This is a genomic window from Enterocloster clostridioformis (assembly GCF_020297485.1).
Lineage (GTDB): Bacteria > Bacillota > Clostridia > Lachnospirales > Lachnospiraceae > Enterocloster > Enterocloster clostridioformis.
This window is the reverse complement of the sequence record NZ_JAIWZC010000001.1, coordinates 3,477,050-3,492,761: the sequence shown is the minus strand read 5'-3', so window position 1 is coordinate 3,492,761 and position 15,712 is coordinate 3,477,050. Positions and strand designations below refer to the sequence as shown.

The window sequence follows — 15,712 nt, the reverse complement described above, 5'->3', positions numbered from 1 at the left end:
ATCATTCCCTGTCCTTTTCTTTTATCCATTCTTTTGCCAGTTCCATCCAGCCCTGACAGTGGGGCGCGAGGCAGTCGCCCGTGCTGTCGGAGACCTCGTCCGTAGCCAGGGACAGTCCGTGGCGTCCGCTGGGGTAGATGTGTATTTCCAGGCTGACGCCTGCCTTTTTCAGGGCCTGGGCCAGCAGCAGGGAATTTTCCACAGGCACGGACTGGTCGGTCCAGGTGTGCCACAGGAAGGTCCTGGGCGTCTGCGGTCCTGCCTGAAGTTCCAGGGAAACCAGTTCCCTGAGCCTGGGGTCGCCGGCCCTGTCTCCCAAAAGCTGTTCAAAGGAGCGCTTATGTCCGAATTCTCCGGATGTGATAACCGGATAGCACAGAATCATTCCCGTTGGCTGTATGTCCTCAGGGGCCGCATTCAGGGGGCCATAGAGAAATTCGCGGTTCCACATCATGCCCAGGCAGGCGGCCAGATGGCCTCCCGCGGAGAAACCGCACACAATAATCCGATCTGTGTCAATATTCCATTCCCGGGCATGGCTTTTCACGAAAGCCACGGATTTGGCCAGCTCCATAAGGGCCACGGGAAATGTTTCCGGGGCAACGCTGTAGTGCAGGGAAAAGACCTGGCATCCCGCTGCCAGAAATTCCATGGCCACGGGCTGGTCTTCCCTGGGAGACACAAAACCGTAACCGCCTCCCGCGCACAGGACCACGGCCGGGCGGAGAAGCTCCGGCTTGTGAGGCAGGCGATCTAACAGATAAGCAGTCAGGTCCGCCGGCTTCAGGGATGCCCTTGCATGGCCGCATTCCTGTTCAGTAACCATAATATTAAAATGTTTTATATTCATGTTCTCGCCTTTCCGGAAACAGAGGGTGAAAAATATGCAAAAAGGCTGTTTCCAGTATCATTATACTGAAAACAGCTCATGGGTTCAATCACTTTTGCCGCCTGTTTTATGCCGCTGTATATGTCACTGTTTATGCCGCTGTCTTATGGCTGGCGCCGAAACATGGTCTCAATGTACGCCAGGATAAGGGGAGCGATTCCCTTGGCTTCATTTTCAACCACAGGCTCCCTCATATAGTATTCAAAGGTGCCCTCCCGCATGTCCGTGTTGCCCAGCCCGGCAACCAGGCAGATGCCGCCCAGCTGGAGACTGCCGTCTTTCTCGGAGAGGTATGTGCTGCATATTCCCTCAAATGCCTTTTGGCCGTATTTAAAATAGTCGTCGGGAAGGTAATGGAGGCGTACGCTTTTCATGATGACATAGGCGAATATGGCGGAGCCGGATTCCTCCAGGTAGTTGGGGGCGATACCTCCCCGGTTTACCACCTGGTACCACATGCCGGTGGCCTGGTCCTGGTAGGGAAGCATGGCGTCAATCAGTTCTTTATAGATGGCGTTTAACCGCGCCTTCTGGCAGGTCATGGATTCCGGCATGACTTCCATGGTGTCGATGAGCGCCATGGCATACCAGCCCATGGCCCTGAGCCAGAAGTTCTCCGACAGTCCGGTCACCTTATCGCACCAGAACATCTGGCGTGAATCATCGTAGGCATGGTAATACAGCCCGTTGAGTGGATCCCTCATCCGATCGTATACCTGGAGGAACTGCTGGTATGAATCCTCGCAGTTTTTGCAGCCGTTATACTCTGCCTCGTACTGCATATAGAAGGGCTGGGCCATGTAAAGCCCGTCCAGCCATATCTGGTTGGGATAGATTTTCTTATGCCAGAAGTTTCCTGTGGATGTGCGGGGCTGTTCCTCTAGCTGGCTGTATACAGTATCCATGGCCCTCCTGTATTTTTCTTTTCCGGTCAGCTTGTAAAGGTCGAACAGGGTTTTGCCGGCGTTTACATTATCCAGGTTATACTCCTTTGGATCATAGGATTCAATGGAGCCGTCCTCCCTTACAAAGCGGCCGGTGAAGGCGTCTGCGAAGTTCAGATACCGGCGGTTCCTGGTTATAAGGTAGAGTTCGATAATGGCCTTAATCATGCAGCCGTCAATATAGTTCCAGGTAGATTTTGAACCCTCCCGGATTTTTTCAATGTTCCACACGGGGGCCTCAGGGGTGCTCTGCTCAATCAGCTGGTCGATGTAACGGTCCAGTATTTTCATAATCTTAACTCTCCTTTATACATATATGTACACTGAGCCTGATGTAAGGCGTCTTTGAAAAAATGGAAGTGTAAACGTTTGCAGGAAAAACAATAGTGATTTAGCTCAATTTAATCCGGGAAAAACCCGGAAATCACAGTGCATTATGTCTTTGAATTCCTCTAAATCCATTTTTTTATTCTTGAATCTATCTTAACACAAAAAAAGCGGGAAAAGAATTGGATATATTACACAAAAAAATATAAAAAAACTATACGAATCAAACAATTGACATACGATATAAATAGTGATACTATGGAATCACAAAAAAAACGATGCATGTTTGCTTAAAATGAACTAAATGTAATTACTTACAAATGGCAGATATGCATAATTTTTAAAGCAATGATGCAAACCTTTGCAAACATCTAAGCAAAGACAAAGAAAAGAGAGGGAAAGAAATGATGAAGAAGAACCTGAAAAAAGCAGTGTCCCTGGCCCTGGCATCTGTAATGGCATTATCACTGACAGCCTGCAAAGGCGGCAGCGGCAGCGGGACCACTACGGCGGCACAGGCAGAAAGCAAGGAAGCAGAGAGCGGATCTGAGGACGTGACCATCAAGTTCTGCTGGTGGGGCGGTGACTCCAGACATGAGGCAACTGAGAAGGCAGTGGACGCATTCATGGCAAAGTATCCTAACATTAAGGTGGAATGCGAATACGGAGCCTGGACCGGATGGGAAGAGAAGCAGTCCCTTGCCATTCAGGGAGGAAATGCGGCTGATGTTATGCAGATTAACTGGAACTGGATTACATCCTACAGCGGCAACGGGACCAACTTTGCAAATCTGGAGGACTACAGCGATGTCCTGGACCTGACCCAGTTTTCCCAGGACAGCCTGGACCAGTGCAAGGCAGACGGCAAGCTGATGGCAGTGCCGGTGGCCCTGACAGGACGTCTGTTCTACTGGAATAAGACCACCTTTGATGAGGTTGGATGTGAGATTCCCACAGATGAAGCTTCCCTCCTGGAGGCGGGCGCTAAGTTTAAGGCTTATAATGAAGACTATTATCCTCTGGCCATGATGGAATATGACAGGGCCATCTTCCTGGTATACTATCTGGAGAGCGTATACGGCAAGCCATGGGTTGAGAACGGGGAGCTTCAGTACACGGCCGAGGAGATTCAGGCAGGCATGGACTTTATGACAAAGCTGGAGGAAGCCCATGTGATTCCCACCATCGCTATCCTTCAGGGCGATATGGCGGATTCCTTAGATAAGAACGCAAAGGTAATCGACGGCAAATATGCAGGCGTATTTGAGTGGGATTCCGCGGTTTCCAAGGTACAGAAGGCAATCGCGGAGAGCACCACAAAGCCGGGCCAGGAGCTGGTTATCGGAGACTTCCTTAAGTTCGGCGATTACGACGGCGGCTTTACCAAGATTTCCATGGCGCTGGCAGTATCCGCAAATTCAGCGCATCCAAAGGAAGCGGCCATGCTGATTAACTACTTATTAAATGATGATGAGGCAATTGAAATCTGCGGTACTGAGCGCGGCATTCCATGCTCCGCGGAGGGTGTAAAGATTCTGGAGGAAAAGGGAATCGGTGATAAGCTGGTAATGGAGGCCAACGCAAAGGTTCTGGCCCATTCCAAATTCCCTCTGGACCCCATGTTTGAGCACAATGACCTGAAGGCCAATCCTGACGGTGTATATTACAAGGTATTTGGAAAGCTGAGCGCAGGCGACATTACTTCCGCCCAAGCAGCGGAGGATTTGATGAAGGGTATTGACGATTGTTATAACTTCTGATTTTCAGATAGGATTCAGGACGGATATTGGTATTGAAATGACAGACAGGGCCGCCGGATATGCCCCGGGCGGCCCGTATCCCGGCCTGCCCCGGGCAGCGGGGGGAGACGGGAAAGGCGCGGCTGATGACAGAAAAAGGCGGTGGCGGAAATAGTATGGATGTTAGGGAAGCAGTAAAGCACAGGGAAAATTACGACAGCATTGTTACATATTTTAAGACTTTGAAAACGCCCGGCATGGACCAGATGGTCCTGCTGATAGATACCATAGAGCGGATGTCCCCGGAAATATACGAGCATTACAGGGCGCTCCAGGACATGTTCCGCATGAGATTAAAGGAAATGCTGGCAGGAGGGAATCCTGGCCCGCGTGAGCAGCTTGCATACATCATCCAAAAGGGGTGCGGCACAGGTACGCTGCTCAGGGAGAAGTATGAGAGCTATTTAGATTAACAGGTTTGGAGGTAACCGTATGAAAAAAAGGAAAGGATTCTGGGCGTTGAATATCGGCCTGCTTTACATTCTGCCATGGCTGGTTGGATTTCTTCTGTTCAAGGTATATCCATTTGCATCTTCGCTGTATTACAGCTTTACCAACTATGATTTGTTCAACGGAATAACAAAGACCGGACTTCTGAACTACGAGAAGATATTTACGGATGAGGATATCATCAGGGCATTTGAGGTGACATTCAAATATGCGATCTTTGATGTGCCCTTAAAGCTGGCGTTTGCCCTCTTTATCGCATATATCCTCAACTTCAAGCTGAAGGGTGTAAATTTTTTCAGGACAGCATATTATATCCCGTCTATCCTGGGCGGTTCCATCGCCATTGCCATTCTCTGGAGGGCTGTGTTCAATACGGATGGACTGATTAACACGGTAATCACATTCTTCGGAGGTCCCAAGATTAACTGGATGGCCGGCGCCAACAGCGCGTTGTTTGTGATTGTGCTTCTGCGTGTCTGGCAGTTTGGTTCCGCAATGGTTATTTTCCTGGCAGCCTTAAAGGGCGTGTCCGAAGACTTGTATGAGGCTGCCTCCATTGACGGCGCAGGCAAGTGGACCCAGTTCTTTAAGATTACGGTACCCCTTATCACACCGGTTATTTTCTATAACCTGATTACCCAGCTCTGCCAGGCATTCCAGGAGTTTAACGCCCCGTTCCTGGTGACAAAGGGCGGGCCAAACGGCGCAACCACCTTGATTTCCATGCTGATTTACAACAATGCATTCCTGCGCCATAAGATGGGAATGGCCAGCGCACAGGCATGGATTCTGTTCCTGATTGTCATGACGCTGACAGCGGTGGCATTTATCAGCCAGAAAAAATGGGTGTATTATTCAGACGAGGAAGGGAGGTAGGGATGTATGACAAGAGAGACAAAACGGAAGGTCAGCACGGCAATCCGCTACACTCTGCTGATTCTGGTGGGATTCATCATGGTATACCCTCTAATCTGGATGGTTGGGGCCACCTTTAAGACCAACTCCGAAATATTTACCAGCGCATGGTTTCTGCCTAAGAACCCTGTGTTCGACGGGTACAGCAATGCCTTTAAGAGCTATGGAGGCAAGATATCCCTGATTACCTCCCTGATTAATACATATAAAATTGTGCTTCCCAAGGTGATTTTCACCGTGGTGTCCGCCACCATCGCGGCCTATGGATTCGGGCGGTTTGACTTTAAGGGAAAGAAAATTTTCTTTGCTATGCTGATGTCCACCCTGTTTCTTCCTCAGGTGGTTCTCAATGCGCCCCAGTACATCATGTTTAACAAATGGAAATGGGTCAACACCTATCTTCCTCTGATTGTACCTTCCCTGTTCGCGGCGGATACCTATTTCGTATTTATGCTGATTCAGTTCCTCAGGGGAGTGCCAAAGGAGCTGGAGGAAGCCGCCAAGATTGACGGCTGCAACACATTAAAGACACTGTGGTACGTGATTGTTCCTATGCTGAAGCCGTCTCTGGTGTCCTGCGCCCTGTTCCAGTTCATGTGGACCAACAATGATTTTCAGGGGCCGCTGATTTACATTGCGGATATGCAGAAATATACGAACTCCGTATACCTGCGCATGTCCATGGACGGAGATGTGGGCTTCCAGTGGAACCGTATCCTGGCCATGTCCCTGATTTCCATTGTACCATCGCTGATTGTATTCTTCTGCGCACAGGATTCTTTCATTGACGGTATTGCGGCAGGCGGTGTTAAGGGTTAAAATATAAAAAGGCCAGGGTCAGCCTGGATGGGAATGGGGGCTCTCCTGGGAGGGGCCCCATTCTTGAATTGATATTGCGGCCATAGAGGGTCAGAAAAGAAAAGAGGTATAATACCATGGATTTAAAGGTGATTTATAAAAATGCGCGCTGCGCCGTACTGGAGATAGAGGACGGAGGCACATATGAAACCAGCCGGATGTACCGCATTTATCTGAATGGGGAATTCATCCGGGAAACAGGAAAAGCTGTCACAAGTATTTATAATCTGAAACCGGATACCGGCTATCAGGTGGAGGCCAGAAGCGGAGATGGCCTTGTGTTTAAGACCTCCTTTGCCACGGACAGTGAATACGTGACATTGGATGTGCGTGATTTTGGGGCAAAGGGAGACGGAATTCAGGATGACACCCTGTTTATCCAGGCTGCCATTATGGCCTGCCCTGAAAAGAGCCGGGTCCTGATTCCGGCCGGGACCTACCGGATAGTGTCCCTGTTTTTAAAGGATAATGTGAACATTGAGCTGGCTGAGGGGGCGGTGCTGTCCGCGTATACGGACCGGACCCGTTTTCCTGTGTTTCAGGGCATGATCCAGAGCTATGACGAGCAGGGCGAATACAATCTGGGCACATGGGAGGGCAATCCGCTGCCCATGTTTACCGGCATCATAACTGGCGTGAACGTGAAGGAAGCCGTTATCTACGGACAGGGAATCATAGACGGGAACGCGGGGACAGGTGAGGGGAACTGGTGGCATGAGCCCAAGGTGATACACACGGCCTGCCGCCCCAGGATGATTTTCCTGGAGAGGTGCCGGCAGGTGACGGTTCAGGGAATCACAGTGAGGAACAGTCCCAGCTGGAACATCCATCCCTATTTTTCCGACCACTTAAGATTCTTTGACCTTAAGGTGCTGAGTCCCAAGGATTCGCCCAACACGGACGGACTGGACCCGGAATCCTGCAAGGATGTGGAGATTGCCGGCGTCTGCTTCTCTGTGGGAGATGACTGCATCGCCGTAAAGTCGGGAAAAATCTATATGGGTTCCACCTATAAATGTCCGTCAAAGAACATTTCCATCCGAAGATGCTGTATGCGGGACGGCCATGGATCTGTTACCATCGGAAGCGAGATGGCGGGCGGGGTAAAGGACCTGACTGTCAAGGACTGTATGTTCCTGCACACGGACAGAGGACTGCGCATCAAGACGCGCAGGGGCAGAGGAAAGGATGCCGTGGTGGACAAAATTGTCTTTGAACACATCCGCATGGACCATGTGATGACCCCCTTTGTCATCAACTGTTTCTATTTTTGTGACCCGGACGGACACAGCGAGTATGTGCGCACAAAGGAAGCGCTTCCGGTGGATGACAAAACGCCTTTTATCAAGAGCCTGTGTTTTAGGGATATAGAGGCGGAGAACTGCCATGTGGCGGCTGCCTACATGTATGGTCTTCCGGAACAGCGGATTGGACGGGTGGAGATGGAGCGTGTCCGCGTCAGCTATGCTGCGTCTGCCAGGGAAGGGCAGCCCGCCATGATGGATGGCTGTGACTCCCATATATGCCGCATGGGAATCTACGCCAATCAGATTGAGGAGCTGGTTCTCAAGGACGTGAAGGTGGAGGGACAGGACGGTCCGGCCGTCATCACGGAAAATATCGGCTGTGTCTGCGGAAGCATTTGACAGAAGGCGGAAAACGAGTTAGATTGTATTCGTACGCCTGAACGGAAATGATATGTAAACGCTTGTGGGGGATTGCAAAGAGGGGGATATTATGGCAGTGACGATAAAGGATATCGCGAAAAGGGCAGGGGTTTCCTATTCCACGGTATCCAGGGCCTTAAACGGCATAGGAGTGGAGAACACGGAAAGCAGGAAGAATATACTGCGCCTGGCCCAGGAGATGGGGTATGTGCCAAACCAGGCGGCCATCAACCTGAAGAAGTCCAGATCCTATGTAATAGGGCTGTATTTCTCTACCATCAGTAAGATGACATCGCCGTTTGTGCTCCACGACGTGCTGACAGGGGTTTACAGTGTTGCGGGAAGCAAGTATAATGTAGTGGTTAAAGGTATTGATATGCACGAACCCGGAACACTGAATCCCAGCTATTTTGACGGAATCATCGTATTGTCCCAGCGAAGCGAGGACATGGAGTTTATGAATGAGGTCCTGGACAAAAAGATTCCCATGGCAGTCATCTGCCGGGCCGTGGACGTGGACGCGCCCAATGTGACCACGGATGAGGCCCTTGCCATGGAACGGGCCATGGACTATCTGCTGGAGAACGGACACCGGAACATCGGCATCATAGAAGGAAATCCGGGACTGGATTCCAGCCGGCTGCGCCGCAGGGGATGGAGGACGTCCATGACCAGCCACGGACTGGATCCGGATGCCCTTCCCGTCATCAGCGGCAATTACCGGTATGCCAGCGGATATACCGCGGCAAAACAGCTTCTCGCCTTCCGGCCCACGGCCCTGCTGTGCTTTAACGATGAGATGGCTTTTGGAGCCAGGACAGCCATTGTGGAGGCCGGTCTTAAGGTACCGGACGATGTTTCCCTGGTGGGCTTTGACAACTGGGATATGTCAGGCTATTCGGATATGCATTTGACCACAGTGGAGCGCAACATGGGTGAGATTGCCAAAGAGGGAGCCAGGGTGCTGCTCAGGCGCCTGGATGAGGGAATCATCGACAACCGGAGGATTTACCTGAACAATAAGCTGATTATCAGGGATACGGTTAAGAATCTGAATGTGGAAGAGAGGAAACCATCATGAAAAAGTTAGAAGAGTATGTAAGAAGCATACCGGATTTTCCGGAGCCTGGAATCATATTCCGGGATGTGACCAGCATCCTGCAGGACGCGGACGGGCTTCACATGGCAGTGGACAGTCTGATTGACATGGTGAAGGACCTGGATTACGACCTGGTGATAGGTCCGGAATCAAGGGGATTTATCTTTGGAGTGCCGGTGGCCTATGCACAGCACAAGGGATTTGTGCCTGTGCGCAAAAAGGGAAAGCTTCCCTGCGAGACCATTGCCATGGAATATGATCTGGAATACGGACAGGCAACCATTGAAATGCACAAGGATGCCATCCGTCCGGGCCAGAAGGTAATCATTGTGGACGACCTGATCGCCACGGGAGGCACCACCGAGGCGATTGTGAAGCTGATTGAGCAGCTGGGCGGACAGGTGGTAAAGATCTGCTTTGTCATGGAGCTGAAAGGGCTGAACGGGCGGGAGCATCTGAAGGGATATGATGTGGATTCCGCGATTATTTATGAAGGCAAGTAGGAAAATGAAACAGATTTGGTTACAGAAAGGCCCCGTTAGAATAAAAATGGGCCTTTTTGTTATGTCCGGAGGGAATCCGAGAGCATGAAGGACCTGATAAACCGGGCGGACAGAGCCATGTACGGGGTGAAGCGCACAGAGAAAACGGGATTGCCGTCTATGACAAGTCTGACGAGGCAGGGCCGGTATAGAGCGTGTCAAAAGACCGCCTTCCGGCCCGGCCCCGCTTTTTTCCAAGCGCCCCTTGCTTTTTTACATAAAAAAAATTATAATGTATCTTGACTATCCATAGGAAAAGGTGACCGAACATATGGCAAATGAGGGAACAAAAGAAAAACTGGATATCGAATTGGAAGCGCCGGCCGACTTTACCAGCCCTGAAGTGCTGTATCAGGACTTGATTAATACAATTCGTAAATATCATCCGTCGGATGATATCACCATGATCGAAAAGGCTTACAGGATTGCGGACGAGGCCCATAAGGAACAGAAGCGCAAATCCGGGGAGCCCTATATCATCCATCCGCTCTGCGTGGCCATTATACTGGCCGATTTGGAGATGGATAAGGAGACCATTGCGGCAGGGCTTCTTCATGATGTGGTGGAGGATACCATCATGACCCTGGAGCAGCTGACCAAGGAGTTTGGCTCCGAGGTTTCCTTCCTGGTGGACGGTGTCACCAAGCTGACACAGTTAAACTGGGATAAGGACAAGGTGGAAATCCAGGCAGACAACCTGCGCAAGATGTTTTTGGCCATGGCAAAGGACATCCGCGTCATTATCATCAAGCTGGCGGACCGTCTCCACAATATGAGGACCGGTCAGTACTGGAAGCCGGAGAAGCAAAAGGAAAAAGCCAGGGAAACCATGGAGATCTATGCTCCCATCGCTGACAGACTGGGTATTTCCAAGATTAAGATTGAACTGGACGATCTGTCCCTTAAGTTCCTTCAGCCGGATGTATATTACGACCTGGTGGAGAAGGTGGCCCTCCGCAAGGATACAAGAGAGGCCTTTGTCCAGGAAATCGTGGATGAGGTCAAGAGCCATATGGAGGATGCGGGCATTGAGGCCACTGTGGGCGGACGTGTGAAGCATTTTTTCAGTATCTATAAAAAGATGGTGAACCAGAATAAGACTCTGGACCAGATATATGATTTGTTCGCAGTGCGCATCATGGTGGAGACCGTGAAGGACTGCTATGCTGCCCTGGGTGTCATCCATGAGATGTATAAGCCCATTCCGGGCCGTTTTAAAGACTATATAGCCATGCCAAAACAGAATATGTACCAGTCCCTGCACACCACCCTGATTGGAAGCAACGGGCAGCCTTTTGAGATACAGATCCGCACCTATGAGATGCACAGGACAGCGGAATACGGTATCGCCGCCCACTGGAAATATAAGGAGAGCGGAAGCGGACAGGTGGCTGCGGGAAGCGCGGAGGCAAAGCTCAGCTGGCTGCGCCAGATTCTGGAGTGGCAGAGGGATACGGACGATTCCAAGGAATTCCTGAGTATGGTCAAGGGGGATTTGGATCTGTTCTCCGACAGTGTGTACTGCTTTACACCGTCAGGGGATGTAAAGACCCTGCCCAGCGGTTCCACTCCCATTGACTTTGCATATTGTATACACAGCGCGGTGGGAAATAAGATGGTGGGAGCCAGGGTCAACGGCAAGCTGGTGCCCATCGAATATGTGATTCAAAACGGCGACCAGCTGGAAATCATCACATCCCAGAATTCCAAGGGACCCAGCCGGGACTGGCTGGGCATTGTGAAGAGTACCCAGGCCAAGAATAAGATTAACCAGTGGTTCAAGAGCCAGATGAAGGAAGACAACATCGTCAGGGGCCGGGACCAGATTGAACGCTACTGTAAGGCAAAGGGCATTAATTGGTCTGAAATCGGCAAGCCTGAGTTCATGGAAAAGGTTATGAACCGGTATGCCTATAAGGATTGGGATTCCGTTCTGGCATCCATTGGACACGGGGGCCTGAAAGAGGGCCAGGTCATCAATAAGATGCTGGAGGAGCGGGAGAAGAAGTTAAAGAGGGAGATTACGGATGCGGATGTGCTCAGCGGAATTGCCGACACAGCGGGAAGGTCTGGTGAGGCCAGCGTCCGCAGATCAAAGAGCGGCATCATGGTCAAGGGAATCCATGACCTGGCGGTCCGCTTCTCCAAGTGCTGCAACCCGGTGCCGGGGGACGAAATCGTAGGATTTGTCACCAGGGGCCGGGGCGTATCCATCCACCGCACGGACTGCGTGAACATCATCAACCTGCCGGAGGATGAACGCAGCAGGATGATTGACGCAGAATGGCAGATGGCGGAGGGAGCCGGCAGCAATGAGCAGTACTCCACGGAAATCAAGATATTTGCCAATAACCGGATTGGTATGTTTGCAGATATATCCAAGGTCTTTACGGAAAAGCAGATTGACATTACTTCCATGAATGTAAGGACCAGCAAGCAGGGCAAGGCCACCATCATCATGACATTTGACATTCATGGGACCGATGAGCTGAACCGGCTGACCGATAAGATACGCCAGATTGAGGGCGTTCTGGATATAGAGAGAACAACAGGATAGATGTGATGAAAGGGGAAGGAAATGAGCGATATTAGGATTAAGACATGTGTACTGGGACAGGTGAGTACCAACTGTTATCTGGTTTATGATGAGCAGGCCAAGGAGGGGGTGGTCATTGACCCGGCTGACAACGCTCCCTATATTCTGAATATGTGCAGCGAGCTGGGAATCAATCTCACGGCAGTCCTGCTGACCCACGGCCATTTTGACCATATCATGGCTGTGCCGGATGTGCTCAGGGCATTCCGGGTAAAGGTCTATGCATATGAGACAGAGGAAAATATGCTGGCCGATACAAAGCTTAATATGACCGGAGGATTCAGAGGCCCGCAGACCAGCCTTCATGCGGATGTGCTTCTCCATGACGGACAGGAGCTGGAGCTTTTGGGAACCAGGTGGAAGGTGCTGTTCACACCGGGACATACCGCAGGCTCCTGCTGCTTCTATCTGCCGGATGAGGGCATTGTCTTTGCAGGCGATACCCTGTTTTGCGGTTCCTATGGCAGGACAGACCTGCCCACAGGGAATACGATTCGTATTGTCAGCTCCATTGTGGACGTACTGTTTAAACTGCCGGATGATACCATGGTGTATACAGGACACGGAGATCCCACCACCATCGGGTTTGAGAAGAAGGGGAATCCCGTGCTTACGGTAAGAGACAACATCCTCCGGGTAAAAGGCCCGGATGCCTTCAAACAGGAATAAAAGAAGGCTTTATTATAGAAAGCAGGTTTTGTATGATTGGACTTTTAATACAGGATAACCGGTACGAACAGGACATCAGAGAACTTCTGATGTCCTTTTATCCAGGTGAGGCTTATGCCCATGAGGTAAAAGACGGGGTGGACTTTTACGTGGAGACACGGCTGGGAGATGGCACGGTTTCCGTCTGTATATGGGAAAATGGAGCCGCCTCAGAGGACTTAAGCGGGAACGGGACCGTGATGGAGCCGGGAAAAGATCAGGCCCCATCACGGCCGGAGGGGTTAAAGGGCTGGAAGTTATCGGATTCCCGCACCCGTCCCTCGGACCTTTCGGACCATTCCGCCACCAAGAATGTCATAAAGAAAATGTTTTACCTCATGCTGGCGGCGCGCACGGGCAAGGAAATGCCCTGGGGTTCCCTCACCGGCATCCGCCCCACCAAGATAGCCCTTACCAGGCTGGAGGAAGGCTGGAAGGAGGAGGATATCCGTTCTTTTATGAAGGAGACCTACCTTGCCAGCGATGATAAGATAGATTTGAGCATTGAGATTGCCGCCAGGGAGAAAAAACTTCTGGAACCATTGGACTATGAGCGGGGCTACAGCCTGTATGTGGGGATACCATTCTGCCCCACCACCTGTCTGTACTGTTCCTTTACCTCCTATCCCATTGAAAAATGGAGGGGGCGTACAGGTCTTTATCTGGAGGCGTTGTTTAAGGAGCTGGAATATACGGCCCGGAAGATGGAGGGAAGGCCCCTGGACACGGTCTATTTCGGCGGAGGCACCCCCACGTCCCTTCCCGCGGAGGATTTGGAAGCCCTTTTAAGCAGGCTGGAGCAGCTCTTTGACCTGAGCCGCGTGCTGGAGTTTACAGTGGAGGCCGGAAGGCCGGACAGCATTACCCCGGACAAGCTTAAGGTGCTGAGAGACCACGGCATTACCCGTATTTCCATTAATCCCCAGACCATGAACCAGAAAACCCTGGACCTCATTGGGCGCCACCACACCGTGGAGATGGTGAAGGAGCGTTTTTACATGGCCCGGGAGCTGGGATTTGACAACATCAACATGGATCTGATTATGGGGCTTCCAGAGGAGAATATGGATGATGTGCGGCGCACATTGGAGGAGGTACGGGCTCTAGGCCCGGATTCCCTTACGGTCCATTCCCTGGCCATCAAGAGGGCGGCCAGGCTCAACATGTTCAGGGAGGAGTACGGCGGGCTGAAGATTCAGAACACCCCGGAGATGATCGAGCTCAGCGCTGCCTGCGCCCGTGAGATGGGTATGGAGCCCTATTATCTGTACCGCCAGAAAAACATGGCCGGTAATTTTGAGAATGTAGGGTACTCCCTGCCCGGCAAAGCCTGTATCTACAACATCCTTATCATGGAGGAGATGCAGACCATAGCTGCCTGCGGCGCGGGAACCACCACCAAGGTGGTATTTCCTTCTGAGAACCGCAGGGAACGCTGCGAGAATGTAAAGGAAGTGGAGCAGTACATCAGCAGGATTGACGAGATGATACAGCGCAAGGAGCGCATCCTTTAACTGTAAGCCCGCGGCGGCGCGGACTCACAGGGAGGAAAAAATCATTGAAAACACTTGCAAAATCATAAAAGATGCTTAAAATAAAGATATTGAAGAAAAATCAGGATTGGAGAACGCGTATGGCATTAGCAAAGAAGCCGGTCACCGGCATGAGAGATATCACGCCTGCTGAGATGCAGATTCGTGAGTACGTGATGAATCAAATCAAAGAGACCTATAAAAGCTTTGGATTTACCCAGATAGAGACACCCTGCGTAGAGCACATCGGGAACCTGACCAGCAAACAGGGCGGAGATAATGAGAAGCTGATTTTCAAGATACTGAAAAGAGGGGACAAGCTTAACCTGGAAGGGGCAAAGGAAGAGAATGACCTGGTGGACAGCGGCCTGCGCTATGACCTGACCCTCCCCCTTTCCCGCTATTACGCCAACAATGCAGCCAACCTGCCAAGTCCCTTCAAGGCGCTTCAGATGGGAAGCGTGTGGCGCGCGGACCGCCCCCAGAAGGGCCGTTTCCGCCAGTTTGTTCAGTGTGACATCGATATTCTGGGAGATGCCACCAGCCTGGCTGAAATTGAGCTGATTCTGGCCACCACCACTGCCCTTGGAAGAATCTGCCCGGACAACGGCTTTACTGTCCGTATCAATGACAGGGGCATCCTGCGGGGCATGGCCCTGTACTGCGGTTTTCCGGAGGAGTCCATGGACCAGGTATTTATTACCCTGGACAAGATGGATAAGATTGGGTATGAAGGCGTGGAGAAGGAGCTTCTGGAATCCGGCTATTGTCCGGAGAGCGTAAGCAAATATCTGGACATGCTTAAGAACGTGACAAAGGATGCAGCCGGGGTAAGGGCCCTGGGACAGATGCTCTCAGAGGTGATGCCCGCCAATGTAAGCGAGGGCCTGGCCCACATCATGGACACGGTGGCTGAGGTGGCTGAGGCTGACTTCGGCCTGGAGTTCGACCCCACGCTGGTCAGGGGCATGTCATATTATACAGGGACTATTTTCGAGGTCTCCATGGAGGGCTTTGGCGGTTCCGTGGCAGGCGGCGGCCGCTACGATAAGATGATTGGAAAGTTTACAGGCATGGAGACACCGGCCTGCGGATTCTCCATAGGCTTTGAGCGCATTGTAACCATCCTTATGGACAATGGCTTTACCGTGCCCGGCGCTTCTGCCAGTAAGGCGTTTCTCTTTGAGAAGGGCGTGGACAGCGCCAGGCTGGCAGCTGTAATCCGCGAGGCCATGGAAGAGAGAAAGAAGGGCGTACGGGTTCTGGTTGCCCAGATGAATAAGAACAAGAAGTTCCAGAAGGAACAGCTGGGCAGGGAAGGGTATACGGAGTTTAAGGAATTTTATAAGGAAAGCCTGAAGAATTAAGGAAAATAAAGGAGATAAG

The 15,712-nt window shown here is 51.3% G+C and carries 13 protein-coding genes; 11 read left to right on the top strand and 2 right to left on the bottom strand.

What is annotated here, in order from left to right:
- Position 1 precedes the first annotated feature (1 nt).
- Together LA360_RS17565 and LA360_RS17560 are read right to left on the bottom strand one after the other, a co-directional pair.
- Positions 2 to 850, bottom strand: coding sequence for an alpha/beta hydrolase (locus tag LA360_RS17565; RefSeq protein WP_022202342.1), 849 nt, complete (start codon positions 848 to 850; stop codon positions 2 to 4).
- Positions 851 to 993: 143 nt separating this feature from the next.
- The gene (locus tag LA360_RS17560) at positions 994 to 2,124 is read right to left on the bottom strand and encodes a glycoside hydrolase family 88/105 protein (RefSeq protein ID WP_022202343.1); all 1,131 of its coding nucleotides are present in this window, start codon (positions 2,122 to 2,124) and stop codon (positions 994 to 996) included.
- Positions 2,125 to 2,564: 440 nt separating this feature from the next.
- Here LA360_RS17560 and LA360_RS17555 point away from each other — a divergent pair, with 440 nt between their 5' ends.
- From LA360_RS17555 to hisS, 11 genes are all read left to right on the top strand, one after another.
- A complete protein-coding gene (locus LA360_RS17555) occupies positions 2,565 to 3,920 on the top strand; it encodes an ABC transporter substrate-binding protein (RefSeq protein ID WP_022202344.1) in 1,356 nt (451 codons plus the stop codon).
- A 125-nt stretch (positions 3,921 to 4,045) separates the two neighbouring features.
- On the top strand, positions 4,046 to 4,372 hold the full coding sequence (locus LA360_RS17550) for a hypothetical protein (RefSeq protein ID WP_225537598.1): 327 nt from the start codon (positions 4,046 to 4,048) through the stop codon (positions 4,370 to 4,372).
- Between the two features lie 19 nt (positions 4,373 to 4,391).
- On the top strand, positions 4,392 to 5,285 hold the full coding sequence (locus LA360_RS17545) for a carbohydrate ABC transporter permease (protein WP_057571249.1): 894 nt from the start codon (positions 4,392 to 4,394) through the stop codon (positions 5,283 to 5,285).
- A 6-nt stretch (positions 5,286 to 5,291) separates the two neighbouring features.
- Positions 5,292 to 6,143 carry a carbohydrate ABC transporter permease gene (locus tag LA360_RS17540; RefSeq protein WP_057571250.1) on the top strand — a complete coding sequence of 284 codons (852 nt, stop codon included), beginning with the start codon at positions 5,292 to 5,294 and terminating at the stop codon, positions 6,141 to 6,143.
- Between the two features lie 116 nt (positions 6,144 to 6,259).
- Positions 6,260 to 7,828: a glycoside hydrolase family 28 protein gene (locus tag LA360_RS17535; protein ID WP_057571251.1), complete on the top strand. Its 1,569-nt coding sequence runs from the start codon at positions 6,260 to 6,262 to the stop codon at positions 7,826 to 7,828.
- 91 nt (positions 7,829 to 7,919) lie between these two features.
- Complete coding sequence (locus tag LA360_RS17530) at positions 7,920 to 8,930, top strand: LacI family DNA-binding transcriptional regulator (protein ID WP_002586727.1); 1,011 nt, start codon at positions 7,920 to 7,922, stop codon at positions 8,928 to 8,930.
- The gene (locus tag LA360_RS17525; protein WP_022202349.1) at positions 8,927 to 9,451 is read left to right on the top strand and encodes an adenine phosphoribosyltransferase; all 525 of its coding nucleotides are present in this window, start codon (positions 8,927 to 8,929) and stop codon (positions 9,449 to 9,451) included. Before LA360_RS17530 ends, LA360_RS17525 begins: the two co-directional genes overlap by 4 nt.
- 310 nt (positions 9,452 to 9,761) lie before the next feature.
- The gene (locus LA360_RS17520; protein WP_022202351.1) at positions 9,762 to 12,047 is read left to right on the top strand and encodes a RelA/SpoT family protein; all 2,286 of its coding nucleotides are present in this window, start codon (positions 9,762 to 9,764) and stop codon (positions 12,045 to 12,047) included.
- Positions 12,048 to 12,068: 21 nt separating this feature from the next.
- The gene (locus LA360_RS17515; protein WP_112481442.1) at positions 12,069 to 12,755 is read left to right on the top strand and encodes an MBL fold metallo-hydrolase; all 687 of its coding nucleotides are present in this window, start codon (positions 12,069 to 12,071) and stop codon (positions 12,753 to 12,755) included.
- A gap of 32 nt (positions 12,756 to 12,787) precedes the next feature.
- The gene (gene hemZ / locus LA360_RS17510; RefSeq protein WP_112481441.1) at positions 12,788 to 14,308 is read left to right on the top strand and encodes a coproporphyrinogen dehydrogenase HemZ; all 1,521 of its coding nucleotides are present in this window, start codon (positions 12,788 to 12,790) and stop codon (positions 14,306 to 14,308) included.
- A 119-nt stretch (positions 14,309 to 14,427) separates the two neighbouring features.
- Positions 14,428 to 15,693 (top strand): histidine--tRNA ligase, encoded by a 1,266-nt coding sequence (gene hisS, locus LA360_RS17505; RefSeq protein ID WP_112481440.1) that lies wholly within the window; start codon positions 14,428 to 14,430, stop codon positions 15,691 to 15,693.
- The last annotated feature ends 19 nt before the right edge of the window (positions 15,694 to 15,712 follow it).